This is a genomic window from Parvibaculum sp., assembly GCF_002684405.1.
Taxonomy (GTDB): Bacteria; Pseudomonadota; Alphaproteobacteria; order Parvibaculales; family Parvibaculaceae; genus Parvibaculum.
In genome coordinates this window covers 1-19,286 of the sequence record NZ_NYVD01000168.1, presented here as the reverse complement: position 1 = coordinate 19,286, position 19,286 = coordinate 1, and the positions used below count along the sequence as shown (strand labels likewise).

The window sequence follows — 19,286 nt, the reverse complement described above, 5'->3', positions numbered from 1 at the left end:
CGTCTATCCCGCCCCTGAACAGGCCGGTCTCGGCGTGCATCTGACGCTCGATATGGGCGGGCAGGCGCGCTTCGGGCCGGATGTCGAATGGATCGAGCCGGGCGTGGATGGGACTCTCGATTACAGCGTCGATCCGGCGCGGGGCGATCTCTTCTATGACGCCATCCGGCGCTATTGGTCGGCCTTGCCGGAAGGCGCGCTTGTGCCGGCCTATGCGGGCATTCGTCCGAAGATTCAAAGGCCCGGCGAGCCGCCGCGTGATTTCGTGGTTTCGGGGCCGGGCGAGCATGGCGTGGCCGGGCTCGTCAACCTTTTCGGCATTGAAAGCCCCGGCCTCACGGCCTCGTTGTCGCTGGCCGACTATGTGGTGGCGATGTTGGATGGAAAGTCCTGAGATGGCGCCATTCTTGTGGTTTCTTTAACTCTGACACCCTAACTTTCGCGCTGGATTTTGTCGTACTATCTTCCAATCGGATCGAGACTGGTAACCATATGGACTTTGGAATGAACAGGTTTTGGGTGCGTGTGGTGTGGCTTGTTGGTCTTGTCACCGTGCTGGTTGGTACGCTTGACCCTGCCATGGCGCCCCCTTCCTTTTTTCCCGGGTTCGACAAAGTGATGCATGGCGGCGCCTTTGCGGCGCTGGCCGCTATTGTTCCTTTTGCGGCCGCTCGAACCGGCAGCCGCAGCGTTTTGTTCGCAGGCCTTCTTTTAGTCGGCGCGGCAATAGAGGTCATTCAGAGTTCTATTCCTGCCCGCTCCGCTTCATTTTTGGACTTTTCTGCAGATGCGCTGGGTATTGCTCTCGGCGCACTTGTCGGCTTGTGGTGCTATCAGCGTCTTATCGGATATTTCAGTGCAGGGGCCACCGGCGCAGGCAGGTAGTCGACTTCACCGGAGCCATCCTTCCGTTCGGTGACTACAATTCTCTACAAAGTGCGAACGACGGAAAGTCCGAACCTCGGCGTATCTTCTGTCAGATCTGATTTGCAGAGAAGGCAAACAATGGCGGATATCCGGGGCAGACCCATGCGTGCGGGGCTTAAGATTGGCCGTTTCAGGCTACCCGTTCCGCGCAGCCGTGCCGGACGCATCGGCGCCGGCGCTGGCCTTATAGTTCTGGGAATCATTCCGGGGCCGCCGGGCCCGGGCACTATCCCGGTAGGGATCACCCTACTGACCATGGACCATGCGCCCTCGCGCCGTTGGCGGCGGCGGACGATGGTCCGGGTTGGTAGAAAATGGCAGTCCTTTAGGAAGCGGTCTTGAACAGCACCTATCAGGTCGTGATGTGCCTACCCTGCTTGTTCTTTGCGTTAAACCCTTGCCATAGAGCTTGCGTGCAAGTGCTCCGGACGTGCTTGGCGCGGTTCGGGCATTGATCGGTGAGCCGGTTTGTCTGGAGAAAGCGGTTCGAGCTCTCCAGGTAGGTCATGAGGCCTTTGTATTCCGGACCTGCTGAACCACCACCGCGCAGGCCACAATGCCAAAAACAACGAAGACAAAACCGAGGCTGGGGCCCATCAGGCGCGACAGGTAGAGCAGAACCACGGCAATGAACCCACTGAAGAGCGTAAAGGGCGTGAGGCCGTAGCCCTTGATCGTGATGATGTTTGGTACTGACGTGCCGCGTTCCCGGATCTTTTGTTCCATCGTGGAGAGAATCATCGGGGCCAGGGCTAGGACGATCCCCATCACCAGAATGAGCCAGCCATCTGTCGTCATGGGAGTGCCCCTTGTTCCCTCGTCAGTCTCCCGAGCGCCGATGCCATCGGATCAACACCGTGACGTTGTGCATAGATTAGCACATACGGGTTCTCTTGTGGGGAGTGAACCGCACCGGGTGGGGTGCCATCTGCAGAGTGGCCGCCGGTTCCCGTGCGTCGTGTTCCGGATAGCGGCGGCTCAGCAGGCGCCCTTGCGCGTGATGAGGACCGGCACAGTCTTGAATAGGATCGCAATGTCGGCCCAGAGCGACCAGTTCTTCACATACCAGGCGTCGAGCTGCACACGGCGCACATAGGTCGTGTTGTTGCGGCCGCTGACCTGCCACAGGCCGGTGATGCCGGGTTTGGCCGCCAGATAATATTCCGCGTCCTCGCCATAGCGACGGACTTCGGCCTGGGTGACGGGACGGGGCCCGACAAGGCTCATCTCGCCACGCAGTACGTTCAGGAGCTGGGGCAGTTCGTCGAGGCTCGTCTTGCGCAGGAAGTGACCGATACCGGTGATCCGCGGATCGTCACGCAGCTTCCGGTCGCGTTCCCATTCCGCGCGGGCTTCGGGGTTTTTCTCCAGCAGCGCCTTCAGGATCGCATCGCCATCGGTGCGCATGGTGCGGAACTTCAGGCAGTTGAAGTCGCGACCCAGTTCGCCGACACGCGTATGGCCGTAGAAGGCCGGACCGCCGTCGCGGCGGATCAGGGCACTCAGCACTGCGAAAAAGGGAGCGAGAGCCAGCAGCGCCGCGCAGGCCACGACGAGATCGAAGCTGCGCTTCACGAAGCGGCTCATCGGGCGGGACAGATTGTCCGCCAGCGTCAGCATAACGAGGTCATGGCTGAAGAAATTGCCGACATCCAGTGACATCGCGCCGATGCCCTTGAGCGGCGGAATGATGGCAAACGGAATGCGGGCGCGATGGAGCGCGCGCAGGAGCGGGTCGAGATGGGCCATTTCTTCCGGCGAGGGCGCCAGCACGACGAAGCGCGCCTGATGCGTTTCGCAGGCCTGCAACAGCGCCTCGGAGAGGTCGCCGCCCGCGCGATAGAGGAAGCTCGACGGACGCATGGCATTCTCGTGATCCATCAGCTCGGCGGCATCGGCCATGCCGGCGATTTCGTAGCCGAGATAGGGTTCCGATTCCAGAACCTGAGCGGCTTCTGCGGCGTTCCGCCCGGTACCGATGACGAGGACCGGGGCCATCCAGCTGCCATGGCGCTTCAGGAAGACGCGCATGCCGATACGTCCCAGCGGGATCATGACGAGCGCGAGCGCCCAGCCCTGTAAAATCCAGAGACGGGAGAAATAGTCCTTGGTAACGAAGAGCAGGAAGCCGTCGAGCAAAGCGACGAGAAGCATGGCCTTGGCGACATCCTTCATTTCGCTCCAGAAGGGGGTGCGGCGGGAATAGTGCCCTTTCGCGCTCCACCAGATCAGCGGCAGCAGGACAAGGGCGCCAACCCGGATGAACCGCTCGCCCAAGGCGTCGGCCTGAACGGCTTCGTAGCTGGTGTTCAGAATGTGCTGGTTGACGGACAGCGCCAGAAAGCCGGCCATGCCCTGAGCGAAAACAAGTGACAGCGTATCGCTCAATATCAGCATCAAGCGATCGGCGATGGGCGTGAGCCGTGCGCTCAGCCGGTCGCGGCGCGGGCTGTTGTTTTTGCCGTGGGAAGTCCCGGCAATCTCCACGCGCGGGCTGGCCGTGGATGCGGCGGCGGGAGAGATCGGCGTTGCGTTGTTCGTTGCGGCGGTCATTGGGGGCTCGCTTCATGCCTTCAATTCTTTGCGAAGACATGCGCAAGCCGCGTTCCAGCCTGTTTCGTGCCGCTGGCGACGGAAACAGGGTTAACTGCGTCATATCGGGCCGGATTCGCCGGCTTTTCCCGATGGGGGCCGCCCGAAACGGGACAGGACGTTGCGGTCTGTCTCAGAACCGGACGCGGCGGTGAACCATGCCGAAGCCCTTTCCGTATTGTGTGGCAGGCGATATGCGAGGCCGCGAACGGAGAGACGAATGACCGTGGAACAGGAAATATCCAGGGACGGCGGACAAGCCGTCGTCATCGGTTCCAGCGGGGGGATCGGTCATGCCCTGATGGACAATCTTCGATCCCGCGGCGCGTTCAGCCGCGTTACCGGATTCTCGCGAACCGGCAATCCGGCGCTGGATATCCTTTGCGAAAAGAGCATCGCGCAGGCCGCCGCCGAGATTGCCGGGCGGAACGAGCCTTTGCGCCTTCTCATCGTCGCGTCGGGTTTTCTGCATGGCGAAGGGATGCAGCCCGAAAAGTCCTTCCGCGATCTCGACGCGGCGGCGCTGGCGCACAGCATGGCGGTCAATGCGATCGGACCGGCAATGGTCATGAAGCATTTCCTGCCCCTATTTCCGAGGCGGGGAAGGGCGATCTTTGCGGCATTGTCGGCCCGCGTCGGCAGTATATCGGACAATCGTCTCGGGGGCTGGTATGGCTACCGGGCATCGAAGGCCGCGCTGAACCAGTTCGTTCGGACCGGCGCGGTGGAACTGGCGCGTCGTTCGCGAGAAGCGATTTGCGTTGCCGTCCATCCGGGGACGGTGGATACGGCGCTGTCGCATCCCTTCGCCAAAAAGGGATTGAACGTGCGGACGCCGGACGAGGCGGCGGCGAATATTCTGGATGTGATCGGGCGTCTTGAGCCGGGTGACAGCGGCGGGTTTTTCGCCTGGGACGGAAGCGAAATCCCGTTCTGAGCGGCGCTCAGCCCGCAGCGCGGCCGGGTTCGCGGATTTCTGCCGCCTCACGGCTTTCTTCCCGACCGGCTTCGGTCGGAAGATAGACGCTCACGATCGTGCCTATGCCGGGCGTGCTTTCGATTTCCAGCCGTCCGCCATGCAATTCGGCAAGGTTCTTGGAGAGCGGAAGGCCGATCCCCAACCCGTCATACTGGCGCCGGTGTTCCATGTCGATCTGACCGAAATGCTCCAGGGCTGCCGGTATCTGCGTCGCGGACATGCCGATCCCGGTATCGCTAACGCGCAGGACCGTCATGCCGTTCTCTTCGCTCAGGCCGAGTTCGATCTGGCCTTGTGCGGGGGTGAATTTGATCGCGTTGCCAAGCAGATTGATCAGGATCTGCTTGATGCGTTTCCGGTCTCCATAGGCTGTTACCGGCCCGGGGGGCGTGTTGTATGTCAGGGTCAGGTGTCCCTTGAGCGCCTCGATGTTCATCATGCGGAAGACATCGTCGATCATAACCTTGGCGTCGAACTCTTCTGTTGTCAGTTCGAGATCGCCCGAGGTCGTGCGCACGACATCCAGTATGTCTGAAATGATGCCCAGCAGATGCTGGCCGCTCTTGCGAATGTCGCTTGCATATTCCCGGTAGTTGGGATGTCCGAGTGGGCCGAAAGTCTGGTTTTCCATCAACTCCGCAAACCCGATCACTGCATTGAGGGGAGTGCGGAGTTCATGACTTGTCTGGGCAAGGAAGGCGGTTTTCGCGCGGTTGGCGCTGGAGGCTTCGAGCAAGGCGGCTTTGAGTTTCTCGGACATGCCGCGAAGCTGTTCCTGGGATTCCTCCAGCTGGGAGACATATTTGCGCAGACGTGCCGCCTCTTCCTTCTCGCGCAGCACGAGGCGCCGGTCGACGAGCGAGATCGTGATCGCGATGATGACGATCGTGGCCGTCGTGATGGCAATGCCGACCGCGATCCAGTCGCCGGGGACCATGTTTTGGGGGAGGACGATACGAGGGTCCGGTGCGATGCTCATCGCCGTCATGCCGGTGAAGTGGAGTGCCATGATGGCGATCGCCAGGGCTGCCGTGCCGGAAAGTCGCCGCGAAAGGCTGTTGCCGCTGGTCATGAGGAGCATGGCCGGCACTGAAAACGTGACGGACGAGATGACGGATGCGACGACGAAGTCCCGTGACCATGTGATATGGGCAGCGATGTCCAGGCCGCTAACGCCCACATAGTGCATGGTCGATATGGCAAGGCCGAGGATCGCGCCTCCCGCTGCTATACCGGCCCGAGAGGTGCTGTGGCGCAGGGCGACCAGAAACGCCACCCATGAAAGCGCTATTGCGGCGAGCGCTGAAATCAGGGTGCGTTCGATGTCAAAGCCGATGGAAAGGTCCGGGGTATAGCCGAGAATGGCGACAAAATGCGTCGCCCATGTTCCGCCGCCGGCAACGAAGGCCGCGCCGCCTATCCATGCCTGAACGATCCAGCCATGCGCATCGTGCACGCGTCCGATCAGGCTGGCGGTCGTCAGGCAGGACAGCAGGCATATGATTGATGCCAGCAGGACGAAGTCCGGACTGTGTTCTGTGGCGATGCTGTTTATGACCGAGAACAAGATACACTCCCTGAACACCGGCAAAATGCGCGTCAGATGCTTAAGCAGGGTTTAAAGGGTGAGCATGGCAGGGGAATCTTACGTAACCTTTGCTCACACGGGGGCGAGAGCTGCCTTGGCTGTTTTCTTTTTGGGACACCATGATAGCGTTCGCTTCAGGTGCAGGGTGGCGGCGTTTCGGGTTGTCCGAAAGGCGAAGAGGCGTGAGAGGACCAAGTTTCCGAATGAAAGACCTGATCCGGACGGGAATCCCTGGGGTGGTTTCCCTGGGGGTGGTTTTCCTGAGTTTTTCGGCATATGGACCACCCGCCGCGCAGGCCGCAACGGGCGTTTCCGCGCCGATCCCTCTGGTGTCGCCGAGAACGCCCGCCGATCCCGCCTTTACGGCCTGGGTGAAGTCGTTCCGCAAGGAGGCCCTGGCAGCGGGGGTAAAAGCGTCGGTCTATGACCGGGCCATGAGCGGGCTCACCCCCGACCCCGATGTGATCGCAGCGGACCGCAACCAGCCGGAATTCTCAAAACCCGTCTGGGGTTATCTTGAAAGCGCGCTTTCGGACAAGCGCGTCGCCAATGGACAGGCGATGCTGCGTTCCCATGAAAAGGCACTTGCCCGCATTGAAAAGGCCTATGGGGTGGATCGCCGGATCGTCGTGGCGATCTGGGGACTGGAATCGGCCTATGGCCAGTTTACAGGATCGCTCCATGTCCTGCGCTCTCTGGCGACACTGGGGTATGACGGGCGGCGCGAGGCATTCGCCAAGTCCCAGCTTATTGCGGCGCTGAAGATCGTTCAGGCAGGCGACATCACGCCGGAGCGCATGATGGGGTCATGGGCGGGTGCCATGGGCCAGACGCAATTCATTCCCACCACCTATCTCATCCACGCCGTCGATTTTGACGGCGATGGGCGGCGCGATATCTGGAACAGCGCGAACGATGCGCTGGCCTCTACCGCTCACCTTCTCTCGCGCTCGGGCTGGAAGACAGGCCAGGGCTGGGGCTATGAGGTGACGTTGCCCTCCGGGTTCGATTATGCCGAGGCCGACAGGTCGAACCGGCGCAGCGTCGCGCAATGGCGCGCGCTGGGCGTGCGTCTGGCCGATGGTGGAGCGCTGCCTGCGGGCGACGACGCTCAATCCGCAGCCATTCTCCTGCCCGCCGGTCACAGGGGGCCTGCCTTTCTGGTTCTGCCGAACTTCAAGGCAATTCTCTCTTACAACAACTCGACCTCCTATGCGCTGGCGGTGGGGCTGTTGTCGCAAAGGTTCGTCGGGCGGGGCGAGATCGCCAATGACTGGCCGAGGGACGAGCGTCCGCTGAAGCGCAGTGAGCGCGAGGCCTTGCAGCGTGCGCTGACCAATGCCGGATACGACACAAAGGGCGTGGACGGTATAATCGGCTACAATACGCGCCAGGCGATCCGGCGATACCAGAAGGCACACGGGTTACCGGCGGACGGACATCCCAACGAGCGCTTGCTGCGGAAACTGAATTCCCGCTGACCGATAGAGAGTATCTCTGTTCAGAGGGTATTTCGTCGGGAGTCTACAATGAACAAAGTGCTGATTCTCGACCCTGTTTGCCGTTTCGTTTACGGGCATCATTACCCTACCACAAAATCCTTGCTGAATTCCTTTCCGGACAAGTCATGTTATGTGGCTATCCATCGTAAAGCATCGTCAGCGATCAAGTTCGACGACGATGTGACGGTCTGGAACTGGCCGGATGTGAGAACCTTGAGCCGACGGATTTTCAAGTGGGTCGAACATACCGCGCACTATCGATCGGTTGCGAGATCGCGCAATGCAAAAGCGATGTTGCACTTTGCCCAAAGCGCCCAATTGGGGGCCAACGATACCATTATCTTTCATACCGCTTGGCCGCATCAGGCCGGTAGCCTAGCCATGTTCGCACAAAAGCTCGGGCGTGATGGTCCGGCCATGCATTTCCGTGTCATCGGCGAGAGCGCGCGTGAGGATCTCATTCAGGAATACGAGGCGGGACTTTCTCTCCTTGCGAAAGCAGCCCGTGAACTCCCCAATCTTCACCTTTACTCCGAAACAGTAGAGATGGGGATCAAGCTGGAAACTTCGTATGGATTTCCGCCGGTGCGCCAATGGCTCACTCCGATGAATATCCGTGACGGGGCACTCACCGCAAAGACCGATCCGCAAGACTGTTTTGTTGTGGGCATGCTTGGAGGGAAACGTAAAGAGCAGGGCACCGACCTGATTCCCGACATCGTCAGATCGCTGGCGGAAGGCCAACAGCGGACAGGTGTGAGGCGCATTCGAATTCTTCTGCAGAAACCGGCTGGACTGGATTCCGATTCCCGTGGATCGGACGAGGCGATGCGTTTCATGGCGTCACTAGAGCAGCTCGAATTGTCTGACATGCTGGAACTCGATTTCCTGGATCCAGAGCTGAGTTCGGCAGCATTTGCAGATGCGATCGGGCGTTCCCACGTTCTCGTTCTGCCCTACGACATCCACTCATACCGGAGCCGAGGTTCGGGGATGATCATCGAAGCCGCGATGTGCGGGACGCCGGTAGTCGTTACCAAAGGCTTTGCGATGGCGGATTGGCAGGAAATCGCCGGATCTCCAGCGGCAAGCAACATAGGTGAATATGCTGATGCCATTCTCGCTGTTGCGCAGAATTATCAGCGCTACCGCGATGGCGCGGTAAAGGCAGGGCAAGCCATGCGGCATGTCATGGCGGAACGTATCGAAAAAATTCGCGCCGGTTCGTGCTAGTCGACGCAGAGCCTGGAGCCTGGCGCTCGATATATTCGGTTCGCTGAGTTTTACGCTTGGCGTTCGTTTGCGGGCATGTCTTGCGATGCCACTTGAGCGGAAATCCAGGCATAGATCGATTCAAGCCCTTCCCGAAGCGGTCGCGACGGAGCCCATCCGAGTTTATCGCGGATCAGGCGATTGTCGGAATTGCGACCGCGCGCGCCTTCGGGGCCGGGAATGAAACGCTTTCCTATCTTTTTTCCCGAAATCGAGATGTACATGTCCGCCAGCGCGCTGATCGAAATCATTTCCTCGGACCCGATATTGGCCGGGCCGCTCCAGTCCGAGCGCATCAGGCGCAACGTTCCCTCTAGGCACTCGTCGATGTAAAGGAACGACCGCGTCTGCTTGCCGTCTCCCCAGATCTCGATCTGGCCACCATCGGGCGTTTCGGCGACTTTGCGGGCGAGCGCGGCCGGTGCTTTCTCCTTGCCGTTGTTCCAGGCACAATTAGGCCCGAAAATGTTGTGATAACGCGCTATACGGACGGCCATATCGAAATTGCGCGCGTAAGCGATATAGAGGCGCTCGGCAAAGAGTTTCTCCCAACCATATTCACTGTCGGGATCAGCAGGGTAGACGCTGTCTTCAGCACAATTCGGGTTCAACGGATCGATCTGGTTTCGTTGCGGATAGACGCAAGCGGAGGAGGCGAAGAATATGCGCCGGGATTTGCTTTGGCGGGCGGCTTCCAGGACATTCAGGTTGATCGAGGCCGAGTTGCGCATGACCTCGGCGTCGTTGTCGCCGGTGAACAGGTATCCGGCGCCTCCCATATCCGCAGCAAGCTGATAAATCTCGTCGAAAGGCTGGTCGATCACCTCGGCGACGAAGGAAGGATCCCGTAAGTCGCCGACGATCAGGTTCCTGATGGAATGCTCGACATATCCATTCGGTTCGATGTCGACTGCCCTAACATTGTGCCCTTCTTCCATGAGGCGTCGGCTCAGGTGTGATCCGATAAATCCGGTAGCGCCGCAGACAAGTACTTCCATCGTTCGAGGTCCAGCTTTCGATTTCGGCCCTCAGGCGGACCGGGAGCGTCGTGATTTCAGAGGCCGCCCCACCGCCTTGGGAGAAGGCCAGCCATAGTGGGTTTTCCCGGGTTCGCCAACCGAGGAGGTGTCCGGCTCTGGCCGATTATGCCGCTTTCAAGTGCGGCCTGCACTTTTCATCGTCACTCGACTGCCCGGTTAGCGATCAGCCTTGCCCAAGTCACAGGACTTTTGCGATGGTCATGTGCATGGCACCGCTCTTGCTCTTTCATTGGGTTAAGAAATCGGTCTAGGCTTGGTGAACTGGCCAGAGGAAGCAAACGGGAGATGTGATGGCGCCTGCCATCTTTGACGAAATGGGAGCCGAGGGCGCCGAGCCGCGCCCGGCCTACCGCGTTCTGAAGGACTGGCTGGACCAGATCCCTCTCGATGTCCTCACCCTCCGCCGAGAAGAGGCGGAGACATTCTTCCGGCGGATCGGCATTACTTTCGCCGTCTATGGCGAGGGAGGCGACCCGGAACGGATCATTCCTTACGACATCATTCCGCGTATTCTGGAAGCGGCGGAGTGGGAGCAGATTTCGGCCGGTCTCGTCCAGCGGGTGAATGCGCTTAATGCCTTCATTGCCGACGTGTACGGGGCGCAGGAAATTCTGAAAGCCGGGATCGTGCCGTCCGAGCATGTCCTGCTCAACGAGACTTATCGCCATCAGATGCAGGGCGTCCAGCTGCCCCACAATGTCTACACCCATATTGCGGGTATCGATATGGTGCGCGTCGGGCCGGAGGAGTTCTACGTCCTCGAGGACAATTGCCGCACGCCGTCCGGCGTCTCCTACATGCTGGAAAACCGGGAAATCAGTATGCGGCTCTTTCCCGATCTCTTCGAGCGCTACCATGTCGCACCGGTAGACCATTATTGCGACGATCTTCACCACACGCTCGCCTCGGTTGCGCCGCGCAATTGCGAGAGCGACCCGACCGTCGTCGTCATGACGCCGGGCATCTACAATTCGGCCTATTACGAACATTCCTTTCTGGCCGATCAGATGGGCGTGGAGCTTGTGGAAGGTCCCGACCTCTATGTGAAGGACGACATCGTCTATATGCGCACCACGCAGGGCCCGAAGCGGGTGGACGTGATCTATCGGCGCGTAGATGACGATTTCCTCGACCCGCTTGCCTTCCGCGCGGATTCCGCGCTTGGTGTGCCCGGTATCATGCAGGCCTATCGCGCCGGCAATGTGAACCTTGCCAATGCTGTGGGAGCCGGGATCGCCGACGACAAGGCGATCTACACCTATGTGCCCAAAATGGTGGAGTTCTATCTGGGCGAAAAGCCGATCCTCAAAAACGTGCCGACATGGCGCTGTGGCGAGAAGGACGACCTTGCCTATGTGAAGGAGCATCTGGCCGAACTCGTCGTGAAAGAGGTTCACGGGTCGGGCGGATACGGCATGCTGGTGGGCCCGAAGGCGACGAAGGAAGAGATTGCGAAATTCGCCCATGCGCTGGAAAAGGCGCCGGAGAAATATATCGCGCAGCCTACGCTTGCGCTCTCGACCTGTCCCACCTTCGTCAATGAGGGTGTGGCGCCGCGCCATGTCGATCTGCGGCCCTTCATTCTGTCGGGCCGGGAAACCCGGGTCGTGCCGGGCGGGCTGACCCGCGTTGCCATGCGGGAAGGGTCGCTGGTCGTCAATTCAAGTCAGGGCGGCGGCACAAAGGATACCTGGGTTTTGAAGAGTTGAAGGGAGCGCCGGAACGCCGATATGCTGAGCCGTACCGCCGACAATCTCTACTGGATCTCGCGCTATATGGAGCGCGCGGAAAACCTCGCCCGTATCCTGCGCGTCACCGACCGGTTGTCCTTGATGCCGGCGATTGCGGAATCGGATGGCAATGAATGGCATTCGACCATCGTCGTCGCGGGCCTGGAGGACATGTTCTACGAACGGTATGACGAGGCGACGCCGGAGAATGTGATTTCCTTCCTCGCTTTCGATCCGGAAAACCCGTCTTCCGTCCGCAATTGCATCGAGACGGCGCGACGCAACGGGCGCGCGGTGCGCACCGCTCTGACTACGGAACAATGGGAGACCTTGAACACGACGTGGCTCGAACTGCCAGGCTGGAACGAGAACCGTGTGCGCGGCAGCGGGTTGAACCGTTTCCTCGACTGGGTGAAGGATCGATCGCTGCTCTTTCACGGTGCAACGGTTGCGACCATGCTGCGCCGCGACAGCTACTTCTTTTCCCGGTTGGGGACGTTTATCGAGCGGGCGGACAATACCGCGCGTATCGTCGACGTGAAGTATCATATCCTTCTGCCGGAACAGGCGGAGGTGGGCGGCGGTATCGATTATTATCAATGGGCCTCCATCCTCCGGGCCGTGTCGGGCTATCGCAGCTATAATTCGGTTTATCGGCAGGGGCTGAAGCCCTGGCTTATCGTCGAATTCCTGACGCTGCGCGAGGAAATGCCAAGATCCCTGGCAAGCTGTTCACTTGGCATCAAGGAGAGCCTCGACCATCTGGCTGACGAATACGGCCAGCGTCACGAGTGTCATCGTATGGCCGGGCAGATCCATTCCCGGCTTCGCTTCGGCCAGGTGGACGACATATTCCGGCAGGGCCTGCACGAGTTTCTGTCCGAGCATATCGAGAACAACAACCGTCTCGCCTATGAGATCAGCCGGGCCTATCTTTTCTAGGCCCTTCAGGACGAGTTCAGGATTCGACGCCGGCCATGCGTATCCATCTGCAACATGAAACGACCTATCGCTACGAGTTCGAGGCGTCCTATGCCTTGCAGGCATTGCGTTTGACGCCGCTGGACAACGGCAATCAGAAGATCCTCGACTGGCGGATCGGCACACCATGGGGGGCGACCATGACCTATGGGCGCGATGCCTATGGCAATGTGCTGAACATGCTGACCTTGGACCGGGCCCATACCGAACTGACGCTCACGTTGACGGGAGAGGTCGAGACGAAGGACGCCAATGGCGTGCTCTCCGGGGTTCCGGAATATTTTCCGCCGCTTTTCTATCTCCGTGAAACGGAACTGACCGAGCCGGACGAGGCGATTGAGGCTTTGGCGCAGGCCGCGAAGAAAGGCTCGGATGGCTCCCCGCTCGACCTGGGCCACCAGCTGATGGGCGCCGTGCGGGATGCCATCGACTACCAGACCGGCTTGACGGATGTAACGACCAAGGCGGGCGAGGCCTTGGCGGCGGGCAATGGCGTCTGCCAGGACCATGCGCATGTGTTTATTTCGGCCGCGCGGGTTCTGGGGGTGCCTGCGCGCTATGTCAGCGGCTATCTCTGGGGTGGCGAGGGGGAGGCATACGAGGCTAGCCATGCATGGGCTGAAGCCTATATTGATGGGCTTGGCTGGGTTGGATTCGATGTTGCCAACCGGCTCTGCCCGACCGATGCCCATATCCGCGTGGCCTCCGGCCTCGACTATTTCGAGGCGGCCCCGGTGCGGGGCGTTCGGCGCGGCGGCGGGAACGAAACGCTGGAAGTGCGCCTTGTCGTGGATGACAAGGTCATCCAGCAATAGGCGGACATCCGGAGACAGAAAATGACCTATTGCGTGGCGCTGCGCCTTAAGGAAGGGCTGGTGATGCTGGCCGACACGCGCACCAATGCCGGCGTCGACAATATTTCCACCTTCCGCAAGCTCACCGTGATCGAACATCCGGGCGAGCGCGTGATCAGCATCATGACGGCAGGCAATCTGGCGGTCAGCCAGGCGGCGGTGAATATCGCGCTTGAGCAGGGTATCGCCCCTCGCCCGGGCGAGGAGCCGATGACGCTTCACACCGTACCGTCCATGGTGCGTGCGGCGCAGCTGATGGGGCAGGCGGTGCGGGAAGTGTACCGGACCGACGGTCCGTCGCTCGAAGCGCAGGCCGGCGATTTCAGCGTGTCGATATTGTTGGCGGGCCAGGTCGGCCAGGGCGAGATGCGGCTTTTTCAGGTCTATTCTGCCGGCAATTATATCGAGGCGACGGAAGACACGCCCTTCCTGCAGATCGGCGAGCACAAGTACGGCAAGCCGATCATCGACCGCGCGCTACATTACGATACGCCGCTCGATGACGGGTTGAAACTTGCGTTGATTTCCATGGATTCGACCATGCGCTCCAACCTGTCCGTCGGTATGCCGATCGATCTGATGGTCTATCGGCGGGATGCGCTGAAAGTGGCGATGACACGGCGGATTTCCGAAGATGATGAGTATTTCCGCGGGTTGCGTCAGTCCTGGTCGGATGCGCTGACAAAGGCATATCGGGCCATTCCCGAGCCGGGCTGGGAATTTTAGGCCTTAGACTCATAAGCGCGTAGCCAGATGCGTATTGAAGCGAGCTTGATCATGGCCATGAAGGTCGATCCGAGCTTGTCGTATCTGGTGGCGATGCGGCGGAAGAACTTGAGCTTGTTGAAGAACCTCTCGACGAGGTTTCGTTCCCGGTAGAGCCTGGGCGAAAAGCAGGGCTTCCATTTTCGGTTTGCTTTGGCGAGGATATTGGACGTGGCGCCCTGATCCTCGATTTGCCGCCTGATCCAGTCGGCGTCGTAGGCCTTGTCGGCGAGAATCAACTGGCCTTTTTGCTGCCCAGACAACAGCTCTCGCGCCGTCCACACATGCTTCTGGTGATTGAAGCTCGAGGCTTCGTCAGTTTGACTGGATGAAAGCTGGGTTTTGTTATGCTGCCGACTTTTACCCTCCAGGCAGAGGGAGCATCGCTTTTGGCTACTGGCAGTCGTTTGTCCGGCTGCAATGAAGTCATTTTGTCGACCGTTTTCAGAGCATTTTTGCTGAATCAATATTGAAGTAGACAAAAATATAATGATCCAAAGCCCGTCCAGGTCTGAGTGCTATCTTTAAGTTCTAGAGTTATTTTACTTATTTTCTGAAAGATTTATTGCCTGTATCCAAGTAATTTTACTCTATCATTTTGGTTTCTTCGGGGCGAGAAGCGTCTGTTGGTAATCTGATGGTCGCCTGAAATCCTGATGACGCACCCGGGCGCGGCGACTCCAGGACGAGCGCGCTTCCGATCCGATCCGCTATGGCCGCGACGATGGCAAGGCCCAGCCCGCTACCATCAGCGCTTGCGCCCGCCCGCTCGAAGCGAGCGGTCAGGCGCTCCAGAGTGTCACGCGGCAGGACGGGACCGTCATTCGCGACGATCAACTGCCCATCCGAAGTAAGGGTCACATCGACCGGAGCGTTCTCCGCTCCATGACGCAGAGCATTCTCCATGAGATTTCGACACAGGATTCCGAAGGCATCAGGGTCGAGGTCCGACATGACCGGCGCCTCCGGAAGCGTCAACGCGATGCGCCCCGGTGTGCCCGCGCGGTCGAGGTCCTTCACCATGACGCGCGCGACATCTCTCAGGTCTGCGCTTCTGTCCAGGCGAAGGCGTCCGCCTTCTGCACGGGCAAGCTGTATGAGGCGCTCGGAGAGTTGTGTCAGCCGCTTGAGCGTGACTTCAATTTCCAAAGCCTGAGCTTCGACACCCGAGTCGCGTGTTTCCGCCCGAAGCCGCTGTGCCTGGGCGATGGCGCCTGCCAGCGGCGTGCGCAGCTCATGCGCGGCATTGGCCGCGAAGCTGCGCTCGGCCTCAAAGGCCTCGCGTAGGCGGGTCAACAGGCTGTTCAGGGTCGCGGTCAGTGGTCCGATTTCTGCCGGTAAATCGTCCGCAGGAATCTCGGAAAGGTCATGGGTGCCGCGCGACTCCAGTCTTGCGCGGAACCGGCGCAATGGATCGAGGCTGAAGCGAATGGCCAGTATGATCGCCGCCAGCGCAACGGGCAACAGGATCAATAGCGGCAGCCCGAGGCCGAGCTGGATCTCCCGCGCGACCGCCATGCGATGTGCAAGCGCTTCTGCGACGGTTATTCTGATCGTCCCCTGAAGCGCCGCGTCGCTGTAGAGCCGGTGAGTGGCGGTCTGACTGAATCCCGGGCCCTCATACGGTGGGAAGATGGCCGGGTCTGCTGAATGCGATTGTTGCAGGATGCGGCCTTCGGCATCGCGCACGATATAGGTGAGTAACTCGTCATGCGCCCGTATCGGCGCGAGCCGTTGCGTTGTCCCCGACTGTTCACGCCCGACAATCTCGGTCACGGCGACGGGCAGGATGCGCTCGGCGGTCTCGCGCAATGCGCTGTCGAAGACCTCGTTCATATCCGCGCGGATGATCACGCTCGTGACCGTTGCGGTCAGCAGCCACAGGACCGTCAGCACGAGGCCGGCCGACAGGACAAGTCTTGCCTGAAGACTGTACGGCCGTCTCATGGTCTGGCCAGCCTGTAGCCCATGCCGCGCTCGGTCTCGATGACGGCGTTCCCGAGTTTCTTGCGCAGGCGGCTGACATGGACCTCGATGGTGTTGCTTTCGACCTCGGCGTCGAAGGCGTAGAGCTTCTCTTCCAGTTGCGCCTTGGACAGAAGCTGCCCCGGGCGCGCGAGGAAGGCTTCGAGCAGCGCCCATTCCCGCGCCGTAAGCTGAACGGGCTTGCCGTCGCGGCGAACGCTCCGCGCCGCCAGGTCGATCTCGAGCGGGCCATGGGTGATGATGGGGTTCGGGTTGCCCGAATAGCGCCGGGCGACCGAGCCGATCCGGGCCGAGAGTTCGGAAAGGTCGAAAGGCTTCACGAGGTAGTCGTCGGCGCCCGCATTCAGCCCCTCGATCCTGTCTGACACCTGGTCGAGCGCTGTCAGGATGATAACGGGCGTCACGTCGCCCCTTGTACGCAGGCTCTTCAGGAGCCCGATGCCGCGCCCGTCCGGCAGCATAAGATCGAGCAGGATCAGGTCATAGGATGTGGCTTTTACCGCATCGTCCGCTGCGTCGAGGCGCGTGACCCAGTCCACCGAGTGCCCATCGGCGGCAAGCTGGTCGCGTACAGCGGCGCCCAGAACCGTGTCGTCCTCGATCAGCAGGATACGCATGGTCGTCCTCGTCTTTCCCGGTGACCCTCCATGACCCGTCAGGCTGACGCGAACCTGAAGAGGGCCGGCCCGCCTCGTCAGGCTGCCGTCAGCTTCGCCGCGCATGACTTGCATCAGGATGACCCCAGCGGGAAGTTTGGCTCATGAAGAAGACATTGACAATTCTCTGCTTTCTCGCGGTTTTTCCGGCCGGCGTCGTGCTGGCCGATGACGAGTGCCTGGTGCCGATGGCTGACTGGCAGCCGCGCGATGCCGTCGTCCGGCTGGCCGAGGAGAACGGCTGGACGGTGCGCCGTATCAAGATCGACGATGGCTGCTATGAAGTCGATGGCCGCGACGCGGAGGGGCGCCGGATCGAAGCAACCGTCCACCCGGCCACGCTTCAGGTGATCGAGTTGGAGTACGAGGACGACGACGATCGCCCCGCTTCGGGATCGTAAGGAGGCGATAGTGACTGACACGAGCGCGCAGGGCGCGCTGCAAACGAGCCTCGCTCTCACCGGCGGGGCCTTTTTCTTCCTGACGGAAAGCTGAAGCGGGAATCGCTCCGCCGTCAGGAAGCCCTCAGCTTGGCTCTGCAGATTGGTCTCAGCAGACGAAAGGAAACCCTGCCATGAACAAGACACTGACCGTATTTGCCTTTGCCTTTGCAGCGCTTCTGCCCGCGGGCGCGGCGCTCGCAGACGACAACGATTGCGCCGTGCCCCGCAGCCAATGGCAGCCGCGCGAGGCCGCGCTGCAGGTGGCGCGGGACACTGGCTGGACCGTGCACGATTTCGAGGTTGACGATGGTTGCTATGAGATCGAGGGCCGCGACGGCGATGGCCGCAAGATCGAGGTCAAGCTCGATCCGGCAACGCTGCAGATCGTGGTGATCGACCACGAGGACGACGACGAACGTGGCGGCGCAAGCAATCCCGCACCGTCAGGTTCGGTGGCACCGCCGAAGAACGGTCTCTTCGGAAACGGAGCTCCTCCGCGGGTCCAGATGAACTGAGCCGCTCCGCAGCACCTCTCCGAACAAGGATCCATCCGATGAAATCGTTTCTTGCAACGCTCGCGCTCACCACCGCGCTGACGCTTCCCGGCGTCGCCATGGCGCGGCCCGTGACGCTTACCACGACCCTCAACAATTACGGTGGTGACGGGGCCTATCTGGCATTCTACGTCACCGATGCCTCGGACGCCTATGTCGGCAGTCTCTGGATGGCCGGCGACAAGTCCAAATACTACAAGCATCTGAGCGACTGGTACCGCGCCACCGGCGGTGACACCGCGCAGGTGAACGGCATCACCGGCGCCAGCGTCGGCGCGGGGCGTAAACTGGAGATCACGCTCGACCTTGCCGATGCGCTGTTCGATGCGGGCTACACGCTCCATATCGACGCGGCCGTCGAGGACATGCGGGACAGCCCCAACGAGGTGGCCGTCCCGCTCACGACCGCTGGCGCGGGCACGCCTGTGAACGGACGCCGCTACATCGCCAGCTTCAACTACGACATGTGAGGAGCGGAGGCTATGATCCGTGCACTCCATCGCTGGCCGGGCCTTCTGGCCCTCGCGCTCGTCACCATCCTCGCCCTGAGCGGCGCGGCGCTGTCGGTCTTCCCTGCGGCCGAGCGCATCGCCACGCCGCAGGCGGAGGCCGGCCTGACGGTCGCCATCCTCGCAGACCGCATCCAGACGGCCTATCCTGGCGTCGAGCAGATCCGCCGGTCGCCCTCAGGCCGGATCACCGCCTACTGGTTCGATCAGGGCGAACCGGGTGCGGCTGTCATTGACCCGGCAACGGGCAAGGGCGTGGCCTCGGCCGACCCCAACCAGGTCGAACGCTGGCTGACGAACCTGCACCGTTCGCTGTTCCTCGGGGATGGCGGGCGCATCGCCATGGCCACGGGGGCGGCGGCGATGCTGGTCCTCTCGCTTTCGGGCGCGGCGCTGGTCGCGCGGCGGGCGGGCGGCGGGCGGAACTGGTTCGCCCCCTTGCGCGGGCCGCTAGCCGGCCGGCTGCATGTCGAGATCGCCCGCATCGCCGTGATCGGCCTCGTCCTGTCCTCTACGACCGCCCTGTGGATGACGGCCTCAACCTTCGATCTGCTCCCCGACGGCGGCGCGGTGCCCGCCATGTCGGCCGAGGTGAGCGGCGAGATGGGGTTCGCTCTGGATCAGATGCCAGCCCTGAGGCAGACGCCCGTCGCCGAGCTGCGCGCGCTGAGCTTTCCCTATCCTGGCGATGCGACGGACGTACTTACGCTGAAGACGGATCGGGGAACCGGGGACCTCGATCAGGGCACCGGTGCACTCCTTGGCTGGGCCGACCTGAGCGGCTGGGAGCGCATCTCGGAAACCATCTACATGTTGCACACCGGTCAGGGCGCGGCGACGCTCGGCCTTGTGCTCGGGCTCATGGCGCTCGGCGTGCCCGCGATGGGCGCAACCGGCGTTCTGGTCTG

General features: G+C 61.0%; 20 protein-coding genes. 13 read left to right on the top strand and 7 right to left on the bottom strand.

Annotation, left to right across the window (positions count from 1 at the left end):
- Both CMI59_RS15615 and CMI59_RS15610 read left to right on the top strand, forming a co-directional pair.
- Nucleotides 1–394 (top strand): FAD-dependent oxidoreductase (locus tag CMI59_RS15615; protein ID WP_293329154.1); only part of this gene is annotated, 394 nt, incomplete at its 5' end.
- Nucleotides 395–504: 110 nt separating this feature from the next.
- On the top strand, nucleotides 505–885 hold the full coding sequence (locus tag CMI59_RS15610) for a VanZ family protein (RefSeq protein WP_293329153.1): 381 nt from the start codon (nucleotides 505–507) through the stop codon (nucleotides 883–885).
- Between the two features lie 546 nt (nucleotides 886–1,431).
- Here the strand turns inward: CMI59_RS15610 and CMI59_RS15605 are convergent.
- Nucleotides 1,432–1,725, bottom strand: a complete 294-nt coding sequence (locus CMI59_RS15605; RefSeq protein WP_293329152.1) for a hypothetical protein — start codon at nucleotides 1,723–1,725, stop codon at nucleotides 1,432–1,434.
- A gap of 180 nt (nucleotides 1,726–1,905) precedes the next feature.
- The gene (wbaP, locus tag CMI59_RS15600; RefSeq protein ID WP_293329151.1) at nucleotides 1,906–3,480 is read right to left on the bottom strand and encodes an undecaprenyl-phosphate galactose phosphotransferase WbaP; all 1,575 of its coding nucleotides are present in this window, start codon (nucleotides 3,478–3,480) and stop codon (nucleotides 1,906–1,908) included.
- Between the two features lie 259 nt (nucleotides 3,481–3,739).
- Between wbaP and CMI59_RS15595 the strand changes: the two genes are divergently transcribed.
- On the top strand, nucleotides 3,740–4,456 hold the full coding sequence (locus CMI59_RS15595; protein ID WP_293329150.1) for an SDR family NAD(P)-dependent oxidoreductase: 717 nt from the start codon (nucleotides 3,740–3,742) through the stop codon (nucleotides 4,454–4,456).
- A gap of 7 nt (nucleotides 4,457–4,463) precedes the next feature.
- On the opposite strand, the gene CMI59_RS15590 is transcribed toward CMI59_RS15595, so the two are convergent.
- Nucleotides 4,464–6,065 carry an ATP-binding protein gene (locus CMI59_RS15590; protein ID WP_293329149.1) on the bottom strand — a complete coding sequence of 534 codons (1,602 nt, stop codon included), beginning with the start codon at nucleotides 6,063–6,065 and terminating at the stop codon, nucleotides 4,464–4,466.
- A gap of 257 nt (nucleotides 6,066–6,322) precedes the next feature.
- On the opposite strand from CMI59_RS15590, the gene CMI59_RS15585 reads away from it, so the two are divergent.
- Both CMI59_RS15585 and CMI59_RS15580 read left to right on the top strand, forming a co-directional pair.
- A complete protein-coding gene (locus CMI59_RS15585; protein WP_293329148.1) occupies nucleotides 6,323–7,567 on the top strand; it encodes a lytic murein transglycosylase in 1,245 nt (414 codons plus the stop codon).
- A 48-nt stretch (nucleotides 7,568–7,615) separates the two neighbouring features.
- Nucleotides 7,616–8,821 carry a hypothetical protein gene (locus CMI59_RS15580; protein WP_293329147.1) on the top strand — a complete coding sequence of 402 codons (1,206 nt, stop codon included), beginning with the start codon at nucleotides 7,616–7,618 and terminating at the stop codon, nucleotides 8,819–8,821.
- A 50-nt stretch (nucleotides 8,822–8,871) separates the two neighbouring features.
- Here the strand turns inward: CMI59_RS15580 and CMI59_RS15575 are convergent, their stop codons facing one another.
- Nucleotides 8,872–9,858 (bottom strand): NAD-dependent epimerase/dehydratase family protein, encoded by a 987-nt coding sequence (locus CMI59_RS15575; RefSeq protein WP_293329146.1) that lies wholly within the window; start codon nucleotides 9,856–9,858, stop codon nucleotides 8,872–8,874.
- A gap of 332 nt (nucleotides 9,859–10,190) precedes the next feature.
- On the opposite strand from CMI59_RS15575, the gene CMI59_RS15570 reads away from it, so the two are divergent.
- From CMI59_RS15570 to CMI59_RS15555, 4 genes are read left to right on the top strand one after another with little or no spacing between them, the layout of a single operon-like run.
- Nucleotides 10,191–11,609, top strand: coding sequence for a circularly permuted type 2 ATP-grasp protein (locus tag CMI59_RS15570; protein ID WP_293329145.1), 1,419 nt, complete (start codon nucleotides 10,191–10,193; stop codon nucleotides 11,607–11,609).
- Between the two features lie 21 nt (nucleotides 11,610–11,630).
- Nucleotides 11,631–12,572 (top strand): alpha-E domain-containing protein, encoded by a 942-nt coding sequence (locus tag CMI59_RS15565; RefSeq protein ID WP_293329144.1) that lies wholly within the window; start codon nucleotides 11,631–11,633, stop codon nucleotides 12,570–12,572.
- A gap of 35 nt (nucleotides 12,573–12,607) precedes the next feature.
- A complete protein-coding gene (locus CMI59_RS15560; RefSeq protein WP_293329143.1) occupies nucleotides 12,608–13,426 on the top strand; it encodes a transglutaminase family protein in 819 nt (272 codons plus the stop codon).
- Nucleotides 13,427–13,447: 21 nt separating this feature from the next.
- Nucleotides 13,448–14,191, top strand: coding sequence for a peptidase (locus CMI59_RS15555; RefSeq protein WP_167093652.1), 744 nt, complete (start codon nucleotides 13,448–13,450; stop codon nucleotides 14,189–14,191).
- Here the strand turns inward: CMI59_RS15555 and CMI59_RS15550 are convergent.
- The 3 genes from CMI59_RS15550 to CMI59_RS15540 all read right to left on the bottom strand — a co-directional run bounded on the left by CMI59_RS15550 (nucleotide 14,188) and on the right by CMI59_RS15540 (nucleotide 16,833).
- Entirely contained in the window at nucleotides 14,188–14,514 is a 327-nt protein-coding gene (locus CMI59_RS15550) for a transposase (protein ID WP_293329155.1), read from the bottom strand. The genes CMI59_RS15555 and CMI59_RS15550 overlap by 4 nt on opposite strands.
- Before the next feature lie 301 nt (nucleotides 14,515–14,815).
- Entirely contained in the window at nucleotides 14,816–16,177 is a 1,362-nt protein-coding gene (locus CMI59_RS15545; protein ID WP_293329142.1) for an ATP-binding protein, read from the bottom strand.
- Nucleotides 16,174–16,833: a response regulator transcription factor gene (locus tag CMI59_RS15540; RefSeq protein ID WP_167093656.1), complete on the bottom strand. Its 660-nt coding sequence runs from the start codon at nucleotides 16,831–16,833 to the stop codon at nucleotides 16,174–16,176. Before CMI59_RS15540 ends, CMI59_RS15545 begins: the two co-directional genes overlap by 4 nt.
- Nucleotides 16,834–16,976: 143 nt before the next feature.
- Between CMI59_RS15540 and CMI59_RS15535 the strand changes: the two genes are divergently transcribed.
- From CMI59_RS15535 to CMI59_RS15520, 4 genes are all read left to right on the top strand, one after another.
- Complete coding sequence (locus CMI59_RS15535; RefSeq protein WP_167093658.1) at nucleotides 16,977–17,273, top strand: PepSY domain-containing protein; 297 nt, start codon at nucleotides 16,977–16,979, stop codon at nucleotides 17,271–17,273.
- A gap of 173 nt (nucleotides 17,274–17,446) precedes the next feature.
- Complete coding sequence (locus CMI59_RS15530; RefSeq protein ID WP_167093660.1) at nucleotides 17,447–17,830, top strand: PepSY domain-containing protein; 384 nt, start codon at nucleotides 17,447–17,449, stop codon at nucleotides 17,828–17,830.
- Between the two features lie 38 nt (nucleotides 17,831–17,868).
- Nucleotides 17,869–18,339 (top strand): DUF2271 domain-containing protein, encoded by a 471-nt coding sequence (locus CMI59_RS15525; RefSeq protein WP_167093662.1) that lies wholly within the window; start codon nucleotides 17,869–17,871, stop codon nucleotides 18,337–18,339.
- 12 nt (nucleotides 18,340–18,351) lie between these two features.
- A partial coding sequence (locus CMI59_RS15520) for a PepSY-associated TM helix domain-containing protein (RefSeq protein WP_293329141.1) occupies nucleotides 18,352–19,286 on the top strand: 935 nt, incomplete at its 3' end.